17 protein-coding genes are annotated in these 19,626 nt (G+C 54.2%); 1 reads left to right on the forward strand and 16 read right to left on the reverse strand.

Annotated features, from left to right (window positions below):
* Positions 1-37 precede the first annotated feature (37 nt).
* From BMX45_RS13335 to BMX45_RS13345, 3 genes are all read right to left on the reverse strand, one after another.
* Complete coding sequence (locus BMX45_RS13335) at positions 38-868, reverse strand: aldo/keto reductase (protein ID WP_009594154.1); 831 nt, start codon at positions 866-868, stop codon at positions 38-40.
* A 225-nt stretch (positions 869-1,093) separates the two neighbouring features.
* Positions 1,094-1,465 (reverse strand): hypothetical protein, encoded by a 372-nt coding sequence (locus BMX45_RS13340; RefSeq protein ID WP_012818768.1) that lies wholly within the window; start codon positions 1,463-1,465, stop codon positions 1,094-1,096.
* A gap of 99 nt (positions 1,466-1,564) precedes the next feature.
* Complete coding sequence (locus tag BMX45_RS13345) at positions 1,565-2,149, reverse strand: nitroreductase family protein (protein ID WP_012818767.1); 585 nt, start codon at positions 2,147-2,149, stop codon at positions 1,565-1,567.
* Between the two features lie 328 nt (positions 2,150-2,477).
* Between BMX45_RS13345 and BMX45_RS13350 the strand changes: the two genes are divergently transcribed.
* A complete protein-coding gene (locus BMX45_RS13350; RefSeq protein ID WP_090910083.1) occupies positions 2,478-4,478 on the forward strand; it encodes a S9 family peptidase in 2,001 nt (666 codons plus the stop codon).
* A 78-nt stretch (positions 4,479-4,556) separates the two neighbouring features.
* On the opposite strand, the gene BMX45_RS13355 is transcribed toward BMX45_RS13350, so the two are convergent.
* The 13 genes from BMX45_RS13355 to BMX45_RS13420 form a co-directional block, all read right to left on the reverse strand.
* Entirely contained in the window at positions 4,557-5,714 is a 1,158-nt protein-coding gene (locus BMX45_RS13355; protein WP_254778063.1) for an N-acetylglucosamine-6-phosphate deacetylase, read from the reverse strand.
* A 16-nt stretch (positions 5,715-5,730) separates the two neighbouring features.
* Entirely contained in the window at positions 5,731-6,468 is a 738-nt protein-coding gene (locus BMX45_RS13360; RefSeq protein WP_090910085.1) for a glucosamine-6-phosphate deaminase, read from the reverse strand.
* Positions 6,469-6,514: 46 nt separating this feature from the next.
* Positions 6,515-7,789, reverse strand: coding sequence for a Gfo/Idh/MocA family protein (locus tag BMX45_RS13365; protein ID WP_090910086.1), 1,275 nt, complete (start codon positions 7,787-7,789; stop codon positions 6,515-6,517).
* Positions 7,782-9,905 carry an alpha/beta hydrolase family protein gene (locus BMX45_RS13370; RefSeq protein ID WP_090910087.1) on the reverse strand — a complete coding sequence of 708 codons (2,124 nt, stop codon included), beginning with the start codon at positions 9,903-9,905 and terminating at the stop codon, positions 7,782-7,784. Before BMX45_RS13370 ends, BMX45_RS13365 begins: the two co-directional genes overlap by 8 nt.
* Positions 9,902-11,143 carry a Gfo/Idh/MocA family protein gene (locus BMX45_RS13375; RefSeq protein ID WP_090910088.1) on the reverse strand — a complete coding sequence of 414 codons (1,242 nt, stop codon included), beginning with the start codon at positions 11,141-11,143 and terminating at the stop codon, positions 9,902-9,904. Before BMX45_RS13375 ends, BMX45_RS13370 begins: the two co-directional genes overlap by 4 nt.
* A gap of 16 nt (positions 11,144-11,159) precedes the next feature.
* Positions 11,160-11,990: a carbohydrate ABC transporter permease gene (locus tag BMX45_RS13380; RefSeq protein ID WP_009591862.1), complete on the reverse strand. Its 831-nt coding sequence runs from the start codon at positions 11,988-11,990 to the stop codon at positions 11,160-11,162.
* Positions 11,983-12,864 carry a carbohydrate ABC transporter permease gene (locus BMX45_RS13385; RefSeq protein WP_090910407.1) on the reverse strand — a complete coding sequence of 294 codons (882 nt, stop codon included), beginning with the start codon at positions 12,862-12,864 and terminating at the stop codon, positions 11,983-11,985. The genes BMX45_RS13380 and BMX45_RS13385 overlap by 8 nt, the downstream gene beginning before the upstream one ends.
* An 81-nt stretch (positions 12,865-12,945) precedes the next feature.
* Entirely contained in the window at positions 12,946-14,259 is a 1,314-nt protein-coding gene (locus BMX45_RS13390) for an ABC transporter substrate-binding protein (protein ID WP_090910089.1), read from the reverse strand.
* Positions 14,260-14,592: 333 nt separating this feature from the next.
* Positions 14,593-15,630: a LacI family DNA-binding transcriptional regulator gene (locus BMX45_RS13395; protein ID WP_090910090.1), complete on the reverse strand. Its 1,038-nt coding sequence runs from the start codon at positions 15,628-15,630 to the stop codon at positions 14,593-14,595.
* Positions 15,631-15,945: 315 nt separating this feature from the next.
* Complete coding sequence (locus tag BMX45_RS13405) at positions 15,946-17,166, reverse strand: asparaginase (protein ID WP_090910092.1); 1,221 nt, start codon at positions 17,164-17,166, stop codon at positions 15,946-15,948.
* 386 nt (positions 17,167-17,552) lie between these two features.
* Positions 17,553-18,188: a hypothetical protein gene (locus BMX45_RS13410; protein ID WP_090910093.1), complete on the reverse strand. Its 636-nt coding sequence runs from the start codon at positions 18,186-18,188 to the stop codon at positions 17,553-17,555.
* Positions 18,189-18,194: 6 nt separating this feature from the next.
* Complete coding sequence (locus tag BMX45_RS13415; protein ID WP_090910094.1) at positions 18,195-19,010, reverse strand: hypothetical protein; 816 nt, start codon at positions 19,008-19,010, stop codon at positions 18,195-18,197.
* Positions 19,000-19,542 (reverse strand): RNA polymerase sigma factor, encoded by a 543-nt coding sequence (locus BMX45_RS13420; RefSeq protein ID WP_090910095.1) that lies wholly within the window; start codon positions 19,540-19,542, stop codon positions 19,000-19,002. The genes BMX45_RS13415 and BMX45_RS13420 overlap by 11 nt, the downstream gene beginning before the upstream one ends.
* Positions 19,543-19,626 lie beyond the last annotated feature (84 nt).

Genomic DNA, 19,626 nt, shown 5'->3' on the forward strand with positions numbered 1-19,626 from the left:
CAGGGTTGGTGCTCGCTTTTTTATATGAAAACGAAATTCAGAACAGGAATTCATCCGGGTTGGAGCCGAAACGTTTGTTTTGGTTCAAGCCGTCAATGGCCGCCATATCTTCTGCGGAAAGCTCGAAATCGAAAATGCCGGCGTTTTCACGGATCCGATGATCTTTAATCGATTTCGGAATGACGATGACGCCGTTCTGAATGTCCCAGCGCAGAATGACTTGCGCCGTGGTTTTTCCGTATTTCTCCGCGATCTGCGCCAGCGCCGGTTGATCGAGGTTGCCCTGCATCAACGGACTCCACGCTTCCAGAACGATATGATTCTCGCGTGCATAGCCCAGCAGTTCCTTCTGGGAAAGCAGCGGATGCAATTCCACTTGGTTGACGACAGGTACCACGCCGGTATCCTCAATGATATGCTGCAGGTGGCGGATTTGGAAATTGCTGACGCCGATGGAACGAACGAGGCCTTCTTTTTGCAGATGAATCAATGCCTTCCACGTCTCGAGGTATTTATCTTTACCCGGCCAGTGCACGAGATATAAATCAACGATATCCAGCCCCAGCTTCTTGCGGCTCGTCTCAAAAGCTTGCAGCGTCTTCTCATAACCCTGGTCATCGTTCCATACCTTGGTGGTGATGAACAGCTCGTCCCGCGAAACTCCGGATTCGCGAATGGCTTGCCCTACGCCCTCTTCATTGCCGTAGATGGCAGCGGTATCGATGCTGCGGTACCCTGCAGCGATTGCTGATTTTACGGACTGAATAACCTCTTCGCCTTCTTTGGTCTTCCATACGCCAAGGCCCAGCCACGGCATTTTTACGCCGTCATTCAAAGTAGGTCCATCGGTAAAAGTTTGATTGGCCATTCTGAAATCCCTCCTGTTATATGTAATGCAGCGGAAATATAGCCGCTTTCTCCAGTATATCAAAATCCCAGTATCCCGCTCAACGTTACTCCCCTTGCGAGGGCTGCGGACATTTTTTAACTAATCCCATCATTCATCGCCAAAAAGGGCCGTCCTATGAGCAGCATGCTGCTCATAGGACGGCCCTTTATTAATCGTTACGGCATTTGCATGCAACCTATCGTTTTAAACCTTGCGTCTAAAAATACCGAAGGTCAGCAGCCCGCATGCCGCCAGAAACAGATACGGTCCAGCGGCCGCCCCTCTGATCGTCTCTCCAAAAAAATCAATGGTCTTGGACGACACGTACATCATGGTCAGGAAAATAGCGACCAGCGCAAAAGCGTAGGCAATCAGCTTGTTCATCTTCTTCTCGCGAACCACTTTCAAAAACGGATAAATGAAACATACGATGAACAACACGCCGCCCTGCATAAAGCCGTTCTCCGCAGCCACGCCGATATCCAGCCATTTAAAAAAGAACGAGGCTATCGCCAGACAGGTTGCGATAAAAATAAATTTGCTCCCCAGATCCCACTGTTTAAACCGAAATTTCATCCATGTACACTCCCCTAGTGTCAATCCCCCGGATGCCCAGCACCCTTCGATAAACTTAGGGTCCATTATACCGGATTTTTGCGGCCGGGGATAGATCAACTACAGGTCTGCAGCACTATTCAGCCATACCGTCTTGTTCGCGGCCGGTTGACGTTTCCCCTGCTTCGGCTCCATGTCCGGATATCCGATGTACAGGAAACCCAGCATTTTATCGTCAGGCTTCAATCCGAACGCTTGGTTCATCAGCGCATGGAAACACGGCTCGCCGGTTCTCCACACGGCGCCGAGACCCAACTCATGAATTTGCAGCAGCATGTTCTGGATGCCCGCGAATACCGCTCCGTACTCTTCCAGCTCAATCACCTTCGGATCCGTCGACGGCTCAACCGCCACACCGATGACGACCGGAGCGCGGTACGCCTTCGTACGTCCCGATTCGCGCGCTGCGTTCACGGCCTCTTCGCTCGTATCGTCGCCGCCGGCCACCTGAATATCCCCCAGGGCATTGCCGAGCACGTCGCGGCCTTCTCCTTGCATGACAAAGAATTTCCACGGCTCCGTCAGCTTGTGGTTCGGCGCCCAGGTTCCTGCTTCGACAATCTGTTCGATCAACTCCTGCGGTACGGCGTCAGGCTTGACCTTGCCAAGGCTGCGGCGCGTGCGGATTGCTTCACTTACGTTCATATCTGATTTCCTCCCGAGCTATATATAGTTGGTCTTATTTGCATACTCCTAATTGAGAGTCTATCTCAATTATAACAAAAAGAGAAGGGGACACCTATCGAGATTCTCGGGTACGGTTCATGTCATAAATTGACCAGTTGAAGAATAACAAGCTCTTCTCTGTCTCCAAATCCTCGAATACAGCCTAGAATTATTGTAAATCCTCCTCTGTTTTACTAGCATTTGGATCGAAACGTTCACATCCTTCCCCTTTATTTTATCTAGATTTCCATGCCATTATCTGGGATAATGAGGTTTAACTCACACAAGAAGATTAGGAGGATGATTCATGACTGATAAGCGACTTATAACGCCCGAGGATTTGTACCGGATACACTGGGTGAATGACCCTGTCGTATCCCCCGCAAGCGGGGCTATAGCCTATGTACATAAGTCCGTCAGCGAAAAGCACGACGGTTACCGTTCCCATATCCGCCTGCTTCCCGCAGGGGGCGATCAGGATATTCCCTTCACTTCCGGCGAAGCCGATGCAGCACCTGCTTGGTCCCCCGACGGGTCTGAGCTTGCCTTCTTGCGTAAAAAGGGCGATAAGCCACAGGTATGGATCATGCCTGCCAACGGAGGGGAAGCCCGTCCCGCTACCGACCTGAAGCACGGCGTCAGCGCATTTAAATGGTCGCCGGACAGTTCACTACTGCTGGTTCGGAGCGAAGCCGAAGCGGCTGAATCTACCGAAAGCGAAGAGAAATACAATGACGACAAGCACAAACTGCCGGAAGAAAAAATCATTAACCGCATTAAATATAAAGCCGATGGCCCCGGATTATGGAATGACCGCCGACATCATCTATATATCGTGAATCCGGCTACGGAAGAATCCCAACCAATCACCGAAGGCGATTTTGACGTATATGCCTTTGCCTGGTCACCCGACGGCGGCAGCATCGCATACAGCAGCACCCTAGCCACGGAGCAGTTCCCGGACCCGGATCTTCGCTTGACGAACGATGTGTTTGTCATGGACCTGTCCAGCGGATCGGTAACCGAAATCACGGACGGAACCCTCTCGATCGGCTCCATTGCGTTCACCCCGGACGGGCAGCATGTACTCATGCTTGCCAGCGATCTCAGCTGCGGATTTGCCACGCTGACCAAAATCCACCTGGTTCCGCTCTCGGGCGGAGAAGCCCGCGTCCTCTTCACGGACATGGACGTTCAGCTCGGGCACGCCGCGGTCAGCGACATGAGAGCCGGAGCGGGAACGCCTCCCCTTTTCAGCAAGGACGGCCGATCGGTTTACGTCCAGCTCAGCCAGGATGGGGGCGTCCATATTGGACGTTTTGCCTTGGACGGCTCCTCCTTCGAGCTGGTGGTGGCAGGTGAACGCGAGGTGTACCAATTCGCACTGACACCGGAAGAGAACGTGGTATTTGCCGCTGCCGACCCGCTGCAGCCGGGCGATCTGTTCAGCTTCACTACAGGCAGCAACGAGGAACACCGTCTGACGAACTGCAATGAGGAGCTGGGGGATGAGCTTAACCTCAGCACGCCGGAGTCATTCACCTTCCGCACCTCTGACGGATGGCCGATCCAGGGCTGGATCATGAAGCCTGCCGAATTCAAGGAAGGCACCAAGGTGCCGGCAGTGCTGGAAATCCACGGGGGACCGCAGGCGATGTACGCGCACACCTTCATGCATGAATTCCAGTTGCTGGCCGCAGCCGGTTATGCAGTATTCTATACGAATCCGCGCGGCGGGCACGGATATGGGCAGGTTCACGTCAACACCGTCCGCGGGGATTACGGCGGTCGCGATTACCAGGATCTGATGGAAGCCGTGGATTACGTGGTGGAGACCTATGACTTCGTCGATGCCTCTCGCCTTGGCGTCACCGGCGGAAGCTACGGCGGCTTCATGACCAACTGGATCGTCGGCCATACCGACCGGTTCCAGGCAGCGGTCACGCAGCGCTCGATCTCGAACTGGATCTCCTTCTACGGCGTCAGCGATATCGGCTATACCTTTACCCAGGATCAAATCTGGGGCAATCCTTGGGACAATCTCGACAAGCTGTGGAAGCACTCTCCGCTCGCTTACGTGAAGAACGTGAACACCCCGCTCTTGATCCTGCACGGGGAGCAGGACCTCCGCTGCCCGATCGAGCAAGGGGAGCAGCTGTTCATCGCCTTGAAGAAGCTCGGCAGGAAGACGCAGCTCATCCGCTTCCCGGGCGCGGATCATAACCTGTCCCGCAGCGGTCATCCGCATCTGCGAGTCAAACGCTTGAGTCATATCGTCCGCTGGTTCGTGGAGCATATCGAAAAATAACATCAAAAGAAAAACCATCCCCGTGCGAGCTGGCGTAATGAACGCTCGCATTAGGATGGTTTTTTTTGTGTTAGTTCATCAAACAGGACCGTACACCGTCTCGCCCGCTACAACGGTCTCCCGGACCACCATACCCGATCCGTCTGTATCGCATTCGAACAGCGTCAGGTTCGCCGGGTTCCCGGTCGCAAGCCCGCCCAACTGCGGCATATCCAATACCATAGCCGGGCGGACCGTGACCGCGCTTACCGCTTCCGCCAGCGTCATATCCGTATAGCAAATCGCATTTGCAATGCCAACGTCCAGCGAAGAAGCGGATCCGGCCAGTATCGCCGGATTTGCTACCGTATGCAGACGTCCGTCCGCCGTCAGCTCGACTTCGCCTCCGATGAGACTGCTGTACCGTCCCGGGGCCATGCCGCCGAACATGACGGCATCGCTGACAAGCACCGCTTTGTCCCGTTTCGCCCGCAGCATCGCTTTCAGCACAGGGGGCGCCAGATGGTGGCCGTCCGGTATAAAGGTGGCCCATAACCGGTCGTCCGCCAGCTGGTGCCAGATATAGTTGGGGTGGCGCGGCAAAACGGGCTGTGAGCCGTTCCCCAGATGCGTCGAAACCGTTGCACCTGCCTGCACCGCTCGATCGATCTGCTCGCCGGTTGCCATCGTATGCCCGATCGCGACGATAACACCTGCCTTGACAACCTTCTCTATAAATGGAAACGAGCCTTCGCGCTCCGGCGCGAGGGTCACCATCCGGATAAGCCCGTCGGCCGCATCCTGCAGCCGCTGAAACTCATCCCAATCCGGATTCCGGATATACTCCCTCGGATGCGCCCCGCGACTGCCGTCTTCATCGGAAAGATAGGGGCCTTCCATATGAATGCCGACAATCGAGGCACTTCCGAACTCCCCGGATCGGACATACCGGGACAACCCGCTGAATGCTTGACGCATCCGGTCGTAGCTCCCCGTGATGACCGTCGGCAAGTATGCGGCGACCCCGCACCGATGCAGCGCCCTCGTCACGCCTTCAATGTCGCTTTGCGACGTCACGGTTCCATTCAAATCGTATCCACCGAAGCCGTTGACCTGCACATCGATCCAGCCGCTGCTGATCCAGGGCAGTACCGCCGTCTTATCCCCCTGATCTAACCGTCGTATAGCCGCGATCCGTCCGTCTGAAGACTCTACCTCAACCGGCTCGCCGGTGTGCGGGAGCTTTCCACGCCACATCATAGGTGCCCCCTGCCTAAGCCCATTGATATATCGGCGCTGCCGATGCTTTATCCAGAAACAGCATCCAGCTGGGGTGCGTCTTCAGGATGGTGGCCGGCACCCGGTTATCGACCCCGCCTTGCATCGTATTCTGAATGGCTGCCGCTTTCGCCTGATGAGGCACGACCGATACGATATGGCGGCTCTTCATAATCTGCTTGACCGTCATCGTAATCGCCTGTTCGGGCACTTCCTCATTCGATGCAAACCAGCCTTCCCTTACCTGCTGGCTCTTGCAGGTATCGCTGAGATTCACGATCGTATAAGGCGAATCGTTATCAAAATCGGCCGGCGGATCATTAAAGGCAATATGCGCATTCTCCCCGATCCCGATTAGGGCCAAATCCACGGGCGCTTTGACGATTTCCTCGTTCAGCCGCTTCACCGTTTCCTCGGGATCGCCCTCCCCGTTGATGAGCCAGGCTTGGCCGACGCTCGCATATTTCAGGAAGCGCTCCTTCAAGTACTTGCGAAAGCTCGCCGGATGAGATTCCGGCAGCGCGATATATTCGTCCAAATGGAACATTTCGATTCGTTCCCATTCCAGATCCAGCTTCACGAAGTGCGACAAAAACTCAAACTGCGATGCGCCCGTCGACAGGACGATGCGCGCTTTTCCTTTCTCCGCGATTGTATCGCGGAGAATCGCCTCGCAAGCGCGGGCCGCCTCCAAGCCTGCCTGATCCGCATGTTCCAAGATGTTCAACTGCATAATGATAATTCCTCCTTGTTGTACCACATTGTAGAAATGTAAGCCGTTAGGCCAGAACGCCGCTATTCATAAATTCATCCAGCCTCACCATGCGTTTCTCTACGCGGGAACGCTCGGCGGCAAACGCCATCAGATGACTCTGGATCGACGCTTGGGCAGAGGTTGTGCTGTTATGCTGTCCCTTGGATTGAACCGACTTCACGAAATCCGCGATCAATCGCATATCCCCGCCGCCATGGCCTACATGGCCTTCCGGATCGACGAGCTGGATCACTTCCTGCTTGCCGCTGCCGAAACGGCGGATCTCGATCTCATTGGTTTCCATCGTGGCCCGTATTTCGCCTTCGGTGCCCATTAGCTTGATGGTACGGTTGCATTTCTCCGTGAACGCGCTCATCGTGAACACCGCCGTAATGTCATGCTCGAACTCCATGCTGACGACCTGATGATCCACGACGTCGTTATCGCAGTGGTACACGCACCTGCCAAAAGGACCCTCCAGCATCGCTTGGTAACGCGCTTCGTAGCTCGGGTCGTTGCTCGCGGCCTCGCCTTTCCAGCCCGCATTCTCGATCAAATACGTATTCGGCGCATAGTATTGGCATTCGTGCGATACCGGGCATCCATCCAGGCAGCGCTTCGGCGCGCCGGGAGGAGCCGACTCCGGACGGAAATGCGACAGGTGGCCATAGGAGGCCACGCTTAGACATCGGCCTCCCGCCAGCCATTGCATGATGTCCAAGTCATGGCAGGATTTGGCCAAAATCATCGGGCTGGATGACTCGCTGTTATTGAAATATCCCCGCACATACGAGTGGGCCTGGTGCCAATAACCGACGTTCTCGTTGTGCTGGATCGACATCAGGCGGCCGATTCGTCCTTCATCGAGCAGCCGTTTAAGCTCTTGGAAAAAAGGCGCATACCGGAGAACATGGCAAATCGTTAACGTACGGTCGAAGGCTTCCGCCTGCCGGCCCATATCGATGCATTCCTGCCACTCCGGGGACATCGGCTTTTCCAGCAGCACATGATACCCGGCCGCCAACGCCTTCATGGTCGGCTCATAGTGGTCCCGGTCCCTCGTGCAGATGAAGACCGCATCCGATTGACGGGGGCCGGCAAACAGCTCATCCCAGCTCGCAAAGCATTGCTCATCCGCTATCCCGAACTTCGCTTGGCAGCGGCTGCGCCGCACCTCATCCGGATCCGCAACGGCAACGATCTGCATCTCCTCCGGTCGCTGGAGCGCATATCCGCTGTAAATCATGCCGCGAAGGCCGGCTCCGACCAGCGTGACCGTTAGCGGTTTTGGTTTACTCATGTCCTTCCACATCCTTTCTCTCTAGTTGCCCGCGATATTCTACCCGTGGTTCGTTCAGCTCAGAGGAATCAAGCATCTTGAAAATGCCGGGAAACACGATGCTCATCGCTTCCTCCTCCTCAAGCTGCCGAGCCCTGACCAGATCGGCTGCGCTGCTCACAGGATGAATGGCCGTAATCGTGCCGATTCTATGGTCAACCTCCGCGGCAAGCTGCACATATAACCCTTCCCGACCTACCGTATAGAACGGGATCGCTCCCGCCTGCCACTCATCAAAGTGGGAGATAACCTCCATGCACCGGATGACATCGTACGTGCGCAGCGCAGCCAAACTGTCCCCGAGCCAGATCAAATCATCGGCAAGCTTATGCAGCACCCCAAAATAAGAACGCGCGGGCTTACCATAGATCGGATAGGGCTCATGAGGACCGGCCCCGGACGTGTTCAGCACCAGCACGGCGCGGCCGGATCGACAGGTTTCCTGAATCCAGGCCCAATGCGCTTTCAGCTGGCGGGTCCCTCCCCGCCAAACGGCAACGGTCAGCGGCCGCCTTCGTTCGGCTGTATCCTCGGCTAGTCGGAATACATAACCGCTGTTCATGATGCCCTCCTGCGACCACCACAAGCGATAATCGGCCTCAAGGCCCTCCACTGCGCCCAGCCCAATGATGCGCGGGTTCAATTCGCAAGGCTGCCGGGAGGCGTAAATCTTCTCCTGCAGCCACTGCCTTGCTTGATCCCGTCTTTGCTGCGTCGGCAGCAGCGAACGGGCTGCTTTCAGCTGTTTGCATCGATCGGCATTGAAGTCCCGGATCGTTCTTGCGTCGGCCTTATCCCGGTACACCTGACCGCTGGGACTGCACCACAGTTGTTCCGGAGGCAGCGCCTCGATCTTCATGGCATCGTTGGGAACAGCCTTCACCTTAAGATGCCGGACGAAAAATGCCGCCGCCGCCGCGGCCAGCCGATCCGTATAGCGGTGCGTCGAGGCGTCGGTCACAAGCTGCAGGTCGCCCGGGTGGCCGAGCAGCTCCCAGAAGCGCCTGCAGCGATCCACGGTGCGCCGCGTGCCTTCAATGGGAAAAAAATCGTATTCCGCAGCCAACACGATCAGCGGCTTCGGCGCAAAAGCGATGAGCAGATCCTCATGGTCGTAACCCAGCCCGGACAGGCCCGGCCATACCTGCTCGGCATCCTGCACGCCGCCGGCATGCATGTACAGCTGCCGGTTCATGATGAAGGTGGCGGGAGCCGCCGCCGCAATGCGTTCATCGCAGACCATCATCATGGCCGTCTGCGTTCCGCCGCCGGAATTTCCCGTTACGCCGATCCGCGACGGATCGACCTCGGGCCGCTCGCACAAGTAGTCGATGGCACGCATGGCATCGTGAACGAAATATCGGGCTACACTGTCGCCGAGCATATGGCACTGAACGCCGTACTGCTGATGCTCCTTCGTTCCCCATATGATACTCCCTGACCGATCCTCGAAATCATGAAGGCTAAGGCGCTCGCCCTGCCCGATCGGATCGATGGCCAGCACGATGATGCCCGCCCGGACGAAGTGCTGGATGACGCGCTGATAATAGGGATCATGCTTCGCCCCCAGCTCGTGTCCGCTCAGAAACAGGACGGCCGCGGAGCGTTCTTCCCGGTGATCGGGCAGATACAGATTCGACGTGACGGCATACCCCGGGAGGGACTCGAACATAACCTTCTCTACTTGAAATCCGGTTCCGCGAATGCTTCCCGTTGTGCGTCCGTTAAGAAGGGAATCGGTTCTGCCACCTGACATGTTGCCGGCGTCCCCCGCGGACCAGCGCGAACATTTCTTAAGCAGAGAGCTGTCAGGCGATGATGTTTCCTCCCTTAAGGCCGCCCCTTCTTCCCTTTCCGGGTTCAGTAATACATCTGGAAGACCGCCGATGGACCTCAGGAAGGCCGCCTTTATGTCCTCTTGCCGCTTTCTTGCCGCCTCAGCCGTGACGATGGAATCGCGGATAGCATCCCCGGCGGCAAATGCGGCATCAGAACGCTCGAACACATGCGCTTTCAACTGATCCCGCGTGTCGTATAACGTACAGACATACTGCTCCAGTTCCTGAACGCTGTTCATCTCGATGAGCTCCTGTTGACGAGCGTCGGCGAAACGTCCGGCAGCTTCATCGCCCGGCCTTCGGCAATGGAGCGATTGGCCGTGGCGCCGATCAGTAGGGATTCGGCGCCTACCGAGCTGTCGGCTTGCTGACCTAGCGGATCTTCGATCCCGCCTTCGAACAGCGCCTTGCGCAGCTTCGCATCCCCGCCGCCGTGACCGGCGGCCGATGTATTGACCTCGACCAGCTCTTCCGTGCCATCGGCTCTGAAAATATGAATTCGGCTCGCTTCCCCTTGCTTCATATCCGCGTTGCTGTATACATTCGATACCTCAATCCGGCCTTTGCTGCCGTTGATCGCGGCGCGCCAACCCTCATACGGGCTATAGGCGACGAGGGAATAGGTCAGCATCGCATCATTGTCGTACCGGACATTGACCGACATCGTGTCATAAATGTCGATCCGGCCGTCAAACAGGCACCTGTCCCGCAAATAGCCGTCGGCTTCTTCCGCTTGGCGATAGTATTTTTCAAGAAACGGATCCTTTTCGATATCCATATAGAACACGCACTCGTCTTTCCGGTGGCAAGTCAGGCATCGTTCTCCATGGTCCTGCCGGTCGTCCCCGTACACCCGTCTCGTCCCAAACGCATGAACTTCCTCGGGACGGCTGTTCATCCACCAGTTCACGATGTCGAAGTGATGCGTGGACTTGTGAACCAGCAGCCCGCCGCTGTTCTTCATCTCGGCGTGCCATCTGCGGAAATAGTCCGCGCCATGCCGGCGGTCCAAAAACCACTCCAGATCAATATGGTAAACATCTCCGATGACTCCTTGCAGCAGAAGTTCCTTCACGGTCGCAAAATAAGGCGCAAACCGAAGGTTGAACGTGACCGTCACCTTCTTGCCGCTCTCCGACTCCGCCTGCAGAATCTCCCGGCACTTGTCTTCGTCAATCGTCATCGGCTTCTCGCTAATGACGTCGCAGCCTGCCCTCAAGGCTTGCACGATATAGGTATGATGCGTGTAATCCGTACTCGCCACGATCACGACATCCGGCTTCGCGGCGGCGATCATTCCGTCAAAATCATCGTAGACGGGGATTCCCCCGCACTCCTCGCTCAGAAAACGCGCCCGCACCGGATTGGCATCATACACGCCTTCAAAAGCAAGGACGCCTCTCCAGTCGGTAACCATTGGTTTAGCAAACATATACAGCGCTCTCGATCCAGCGCCGACCAGCACGTACTTCTTCATGTCGTAAGTTCCTCCTTCAGCCTTTCATCCCTGTCGAAGCGATGCCTTGAACAAATTGCTTCTGCGCGAACAGATAGACGATGACCACCGGCAGCGTCGTAATAACGGCCCCCGCCATCAGCAGCGCTTGATTGACGTTCTCCGATTTCAGGTAGAGCAAGCCGAGCGGCAATGTGTACAATTCCTTGTCTTGCAGGTAAATCAGCGGGCCCAGCGTGTTGTTCCACGCGCCCATGAAGGTGAATACGCCCAGCGCGGCCAGCGCCGGCTTGCACAGCGGCAAATAAATTTTGAAGAATATGCCCGGCGGGCTGCAGCCGTCGATCGTAGCCGATTCATACAGCTCTTTGGGCAAGGATTTAATGAACTGATGCATTAAGAAAATACCGAACGCCCCGCCCAGAAAGCTGGGTACGATCAAAGGGTAATACGAATTCAACGCCCCGAATTCCTTCCAGATGAAATAGGTCGGGATCATGGTCACTTGCGACGGAATCATTAGGGTAGCCAGCATGATCATATAGATCAGCCCCCGCAGCCGAAAGGTAAACATCGCCAGCCCGAAGGCCACAAAAGCGCTGGAGACCAAGGATCCCACCATCTCGATCGAAACGATGAAAAAGCTGTTCAAGGTATACCGGCCGAAGTCGACTTTATTCCATATCGTTACATAGTTATCCCAATTCAGCGGATTCGGGATGAGCTGCGGCGGCATCTGCGAGATGGCGCCAACCGTCTTCAGCGACGTGGACAGCATCCATATGAACGGGAACACCATGAAAACCGCACCGGCAATCAGCAGCAGGTACATCAGCACCTTAAGCAAGGGGTGAGTCGTCTTAGTCATAGTGCACCCACTTTTTCTCGAAATACTTCTGGAACAACGTGAAGCTCAGGATGATGACAAACAGCAGCCAGGCCGTTGCCGATGCCGGTCCCATTTTGAAGAGCAGGAACGCGTCCCGGTACACCAGCAGATTCGGCACCATATTTCTCTCCGGTATGCCCGTGGTGATGGAGCCGAACAGACCGAGGAACACGTCGAATGCCTGGAATGCCGAGATGGTAGATAAAATCATGACGAGGTACACCATCGGCGTTACCATCGGGAATACCACCTTCGTCAGCTGCTTCCAGCCATTGGCGCCATCGATCTGCGAGGCTTCCAGCACCTCTTTCGGGACGTTCTGCATGCCGGCCAGAATCATGATCATGGATTGGCCCACGCCCTTCCATACCTGAACGATCGCGATGCTGGAGATGACCATCAGCCAATGGCTGCTGTCTATCCATTTGACGGGGGCAAGGCCGACAGACTCCAGCACCCAGTTGATCACGCCGTATTGATAGTTGAACATCCATACCCAGACCACGCCGCCGGCGATCCACGGAGTCACGACGGGCAGGAAATAGAACAGCCGGAACAAGCCTTTGGCCCGGATGGCCTGATTCAGCATGAATGCGATCACGAACGCCATCAACGTCTGAATGGGCACGAAAATGAGCGCAAACACAAACACGTTCCGAATGGACACCCAGAACTCGTGCTTGTTCAGGACGCGCACCCAGTTGTCCAGTCCGATCCACCGCGGCGGGTTAAACAAATCCCACTCCGTGAAGGAAATATACGTGGAGAATAGGATCGGAAATAAGAGAAAAACCACGACATTGATGACAAACGGCAATGTGAAGATATAACCCCAGTATCCTTGTTTCTGCATGACACACCTGCCTTTCGTTAACGGAGCAGGGATGCGAATCCGACTCGTCGCCAAGACTGCATCTCCCTGATCCCTTGAAAGCTATTTACCGGAGTCCAGCACATCCTGAACCTTGGCATGAATATCCTTCACGCCGTCTTCCACCGAAACGTTGCCTACCATGATTTCATTGACCACCTGCTGCACCAGAATGCGCCATTCGCTCCAGGTAGCATTCTCATCAAGGGTAACGCCGCCTTCGTCAATGCCGTCCGTGAAAGCCGCTTTGTTCAGCGGTTTGGTTGTGCTGTCCTTCAATTGATCCAGCGCCGACTTCTTCACGGGCAGCGTGGATCCCGTCTTGACGATGATATCCTGCACTTCATCGCCGAGGTAATATTTCAGGAACTCCCAGGCAGCATCCTTCGATTCCTGCTTCGCCCTGGAGGAGACCAGCCACGTGTTGGCTACCATCGGAACATAGCGCTTGCCCTCTACCCCTTTCGGAATTTTGACGACATCCCAGTTCGTGTCGGCAAAGCTCTCGTTCATATTTACCTGCAGGCTGTATTGAAGGAAATACATCGCGGCCTTGCCGCTCGCGAATACTTCGAGCTCGCCGCCGTTCGCTTTCAGGTAATCGATATCGGCAAAATAGCCTTGATCCAAACCGTCATACAGCTGCTGTAATCCGGCCGCGGTTTTGGGATCGTCAAACCGCGATTTCGTCAGGGTGTCGTCCAAGGCCGAGCCGCCTGCCTGCTTGATCCAAGGAAACCAGCCGTTGGTTATGGAAAAGGAACCGATGAATCCGAATTGGCTGGTTTGGTCTCCTTCCTTGATCGTCAGCTGCTTGGAGGCTTCAATGAGGTCGTCAAAGGTCCAGTCGTCGGTCGGTACCGGCACGCCGGCCTTCTCGAAGACATCCTGGTTGTACGCTAGCGCAATCGGGTTAATGCCGTGGGGTACGCCCCAGATCTTCCCTTCCGGCGTTTTGGCGGAGAAGAGGCCGTCGATGTATTCGTCGGCCTTCAGGTCGGCTTCAATGTAGGAGGACAAGTCCTCTGCCACACCGCGTTCCCCGTAGCTAAGTATGGTGGCGTTCTCTTGGAACCAGACGTCCGGCATCGTGTTGCCTGCAATTTGCGTGGCGATCTTGGACGTAAAGTCCCCCCAGGGCGCTTCTTGGATTTCAACGTTGATGTGGGGGTGGGACGCAATAAAACCGTCGATAATTTCTTTACTCGTCACCTCATAGCTGCCAGGGAGCCCAATCTTGAGCGTAACCTTCTCCTTACTGCCTTCCGCTTCTCCCGGCGAGACCTCCCCATCGGTTGACCCGCCAGATGAGGAGCATGCGGTGAACATCATCATAAACGCCAGCATCAAAGAGATTACCTTTACCTTTTTAGACATTGAAAACCCTCCTTTTTGAGTTACAAATAGAGATAACGTGTTTTCTGCTCCAGCTCATTCCAAAGGCATTCATTATATAGTAATCGATTTCTGTAACGAGTATAGCATGGAAGCCCTTTCTTGGATAGAGTTTTCTGTGCTCCTATCGATTATTTTTAAAATATAAGTCTGACTTCGAGCGTTATATAAGGTATTCCGAGGTTTTACAGGAATTGTTTTCCACATGCTGAATCAAGAAACTTATAGGAAAAAAGTTAGTAATCGATATCTTTATTAACAACAAATAAAGCCCGAGCGTTTTTGAAATGCCCGGGCTTTATGCCATCCTTGTATTCACTTGTTCTCCCGGATATCCCGGACCGATTTTCGCTCCAGCAATTTAGGCTGCAGCATGACATCAAACATCGGGCTATCGTCGCCCTGCATCATATCCAGCAGCATTTTGCAGGCCATCTTCCCCATCTCGTAATCGGGCTGCTTGATCGTTGTGAGCGGCGGATGAATCATCTGCCCCACGTCAATGCCGTCAAAGCCCATCACCGAAATCTGCTCCGGCACCTGAATGTCGCGCTGCGACAATTCATTGATCACCCCAAAGGCCATCATGTCATTGCACGCAAATATCGCCGTCGGCTGCGGCGAATGTTCCAGCAGTCGCTGTGTGAGCTGCTTGCCCGTATCGAATTCGGTGATCGCATTATACACTTCCTCGGTCGGGGACTCGACCACCAGCGGTTTGAGACCTGCGTCCTTCATCGCCGACATATAGCCCTGATGAATGCTTCGGCGGCTTGGACGATCCAGCTTGGAAGTGACGTAACCGATGCGCGCATGCCCCTTCTCCTGCAGATGCTTGGTTGCGATGTAACCAGCCTTGTGGTAGTCGAACTCAATCTGGTTAATGTTATCCTCATCGATCTTCTGATCGATGGCAATGACGTTCAGGCCAAGCTTCATCAGCTGGGTCAACTGGCTCTTATCCTTGGAGATCGAGGAGATGATAAGGCCTTTGACCTGCTTCTCCATGATCGTCCTTAAATATTCATCCTCCAGCGCCGGATCTTGCAGGGAATTGCATACGATAACCGTAAAATTATTCTGCCGAGCCACCTCTTCGATCCCGAAAATGACGGAAGAATAAAACGGGTTCACAATAGAAGGAATGATGACTCCGATTGTATTGCTGCTATTCTTCTTCAGCTGTTTGCCGAGCATATTCGGAATATAATTGGACTCCTTCGCGATTCGCTGGATGCGCTCTTTAAGCTCCTTGCTGACAGGATAACTGCTGTTGCTTAACACGCGCGAAACCGTCGCCGAAGAAACATTGGCCATCTTCGCTATATCATGTATCGTGGTCGGCTTCTTCATAGGATCCCTCACTTGTAGTAATCGTTTACTATTGTAAAGTATACAAATAGCTGACATAGAAAGCAATAAACCGATGAAAATATCCGTCAAGCTCACGCTCCGTTACATCTGCAGATCCCAATTTCTCGGCTCTAGTCCCATTGACCGGAACGCTATTCAGTCGCTGAATGCGACGAACGCCAATATCAATTTGTCCTCCGTGCTTGCGAACAAAAAAAAGACCGCCGGGTCATCCCCGGCGGCAAATATATTGGTGGAAGGAATTACATCGTTCAGTAGGAATAAGGAGCAGCTAAAAAATGACTGAGACTGAGATTACACTTCAGGCGTTCCGTAGGTTGCGAACCAACCCTTGATCGTATCGAAATCATCCGTAAAGGACAGGGAGAGCAGCAGCAGAACGCGGGCTTGTTGAGGACTCAGGTTGTCGCCTGAAATGATGCCCTCTCCGCCGCCGTATACGCTGCCAGAGCCTGTACGGGTCGTAGTTACGAAGACCACCCCCTTTTCAATGGCTTCTTTGCGGGCAGCGCTCATCTCTCTCGAGATGCCGCCTGCGCCGGTACCGGAGGTGACGATGCCTTTAGCTCCGTCTGCCACAAAGCCTTTGATCGCGCCGCCGCCGGCCTCCTGATAAGAAACCGCAATTTCGACCTTCGGCAGATCCTCTTTCGAGATTTTGCTCAGATCAAACACCGGTTTGCCTTGACCTTCCCCTTTCATTGCACGGAGGGGAGCCCGGTAGATACGGATATTCTCGTCATCGATATATCCGACCGCGCCGAGCATAGGCGTTTCGAACGTGTCGGTTCGGTAGTCATTGGTCTTGGTTACGCCGCGTGCCAGATGTATCGTGTCATTCAGCATCAGCACCGTGCCGAAGGATTCCGTACGGCCGCTTCCGGCAAGCTTGATGGCGTTGTACAGGTTCGCTTGGGCATCGGAACCGATCACCGTCCAAGGTCTCATGGAACCGGTGATAACGACGGGTTTATCGCTTTGCACCGTCAGATCGAGGAAGTACGCAATCTCTTCCATCGTATCCGTCCCTGTTGTCACGACGACGCTATCGTACACCTCCAGCGCCTTGTCGACGGTCCGGGAAAGATCGTATAAATCGGCCATGGTATAGGCGCTCGATCCGGAGTTGCCGAACTGGAGCGTGCTGATATCCGCAATCTTGTCCGTATTCGGAAGCTCGCCTACCATATCTTCAATCTTCAGCGTACCTGCCCGATAGGATTGAAAGCTGGTAGCATCCGTCGATTGGCCCGCCAAAGTGCCGCCAGTCGCAACCACCAGCACGTTCGGCTTCGACGATTGTTTATTGGCCTCCGACAGGGGAGGAACCGTTGTATTCCTTCCTGGCGCCGCAGGGGTCTGCACGGGTGAAACCGCACTAACCGTCCCTTTCACTTCCGTTACCGTCGCAGCATGTGCCGCATACGTCCCAACAGGCGATAAAGAAATCACAAAAGCGGTAAATGCAGCGGTACTCCATACTGCTAACGGGCGTTTCGACTTTGGTTTCATCATGGCACTCTCCTCTGATGTATATGTAATGTTATCTAACACAAATATGTACAACCGTTAAAATCATTCTATTTAATGTTACTTAACATAACAAATATTACATATAGTAGAGAAAACGTTTACAATGATAGTTTATGGATGATAACCCCTATCTAATTGCCTTTTTTGATAGATTTAAATAAATATAATCAGAAATAAAAAGAACAATGCATCTGTAATAAAGATTATTTAATGTTATTTAAATTAACATGTAGAGCCATCTTCAAACGATTCTATCCGAGCTATAAACAACAACAAGGATAGTCCACCACCCTTCGGTCGGACTATCCCTTGCACTTGTTATCATTCATTGCGCCTGCTGGCGATTATCTTGTATAAGCGCCTTCTGCTTAATCCGCCTGTCCCGGTTCCTCCACAGCCCCTGCTTCGGTGACACGGTACACCATAATTTCACCATCCACCACGTGATAGATGGAATAAGAGTCCACCAAGTTGTTCTCGTTAAAGCTAATCATGAGCTGCGCCTTCATGCTTCCGCTATCGAGGCCCTGAACATCCACCGAAACGGCGGTTTCGGGGTAATGGTAGCCTTCCTTGCCTGGATGATCATACTGCCACGAAGTGAATCCCCCGCCTTTAGCCGTCGTCTTCGCCTCCCCAAGCTGTTGCCGGACTTCTTCCATCGTCTTGCTTATCAGCGACAGCTCTTTCAGGGAAGAAACAGCATCCTTTCCCTGCTCTTTCGAGGTTGAAGCGTCTGCTTGAGAGGTTGGATTTTCCGCGGAAGCCGGAACAGACGGCGACGGATCGGCCACCTTCGCCACCGATTGATCTTCTGAAGCCTCGTCACTCTCTCCGGCAGGAGTTGCCTCTTTCTTCTCCTCCGGCTGCGGCTGCTTGGATAATTCAAGCCCTTGCACGGATGTGTTCACCGGCTCGTTCTCGACCAGGGGAGTTTCGTTGCTGCAGCCTCCGATCACCAGCACGGCCACGACTGCAATCCATATCATGCTAATCTTGTTCATTGCTCACTACTCCTTCGTTGTCTCTCCATTATGATGGGAGGTAATATGGAATTCCTTCATCATGTTATGGAAGCGTGCACCGAAGCCTTCGGAGGCCTCCAGGAAATACTGCTGCTTCACGACAAAGCTGCCGCCCTGCCCGTTATCGAACACATAATACCGTATGACTGGATCATCCCACTCTTTGCCGCCGGTGCCGCCTACCGCACGCACCTCCCAGCCTTGAATCGGTTCATCCACGAGATTCGCCTCGACCTTCGGATACGTTTGCAGCTCTTTCTGAAGCTGCTCCGCTGCGCTCTTTGGATCAATGCCCTCCTGCGAAATTTCCATGAACACCTCCGGATAGCGGTCATCCGTCGGCTTCTCCTTCAATTCAATGCGGTCCACACCGGATTCACGAACCATCTTAAACCGGCTCTCATCCATATAAATCACGTAATCAGCTCCCTCATGCAGCTGATCCACGCTTGTTTCCGGCATGCCCTCCAGTTCCTGTTCAACCGTCTTCTGAGGAGCGAACCATTCCTTCACCTGATCAATGAACGCTTGGACAGGCGCCGTCTGAAAGCTGACGGTCAGCACGATGGCCGCCGCAGCGGCGGTTCCCGCAATCCATCCTGCCGCTCTACGTCCCGAACGGCGGCGCCCTTTCGATTCCCTTGGCGCGAAGCGGGTCTCCGGCTCCGCCGGCTGCTGGGCTTGCTCGTTATGAATCCGCTCCTTGATCGCCATCCAAATCTCGTCTTTATGTCGCATCGCGTCATCCGTCCCCTTTTTCAGGCCGTCTGCAATCTCTTGATCCCATGGATCACGTCCCATGCTGATTCCCTCCCCTATTCTGCAGCATCCATTCCTTTAATTTCTTTCTCGCTTTGAACAGCCTGGACTTCACCGTGTTGACGTTCAGCTCCATCATGTCCGCGATATCCTTCTCGGCAACATCATTCAAATATTTCAAAATAACGGGAATCCGGTGCGGATCATCCAGCCGCTGCACCAGCTCATATACCTCGCCGTGCCGCTCAAATTCATAGGTGTCGCTCTCGGAGGGAAGATCCCTCTCCTCGGAAATTTCCGAAGGCACCATCTTCGCATGTTTCTTCAAATACCGGTTGCACTCGTTATAGAGAATCCGGTTGAACCACGGCTCAAAGGGCCTGCTCATATCATAGGACCCCAGATTGCGGTAAACCCGAATAAACGTTTCCTGGACCACGTCGGCGGCGCTTGCCGAACTTCCGGTGACTGCGGTTGCCGTTCGAATCGCCCGATCTGCATATAATCGATACAGCTGTTCAAACAGTTCATCGCTGTACTCCGTCTTTAATCGTTGTATAAGGTCGTGTACCAAACCGTGCTTGCCTCCTTTCACTTGGCCAATCACTTACAATACCCCGGCATGCAGGCAAAAAGTTTTCGAGTACGTAATTTATTT

Origin of the sequence: Paenibacillus sp. cl141a (genome assembly GCF_900109305.1) — a bacterium.
In the GTDB taxonomy this organism is placed as follows: Bacteria; Bacillota; Bacilli; order Paenibacillales; family Paenibacillaceae; genus Paenibacillus_AQ; species Paenibacillus_AQ lautus_A.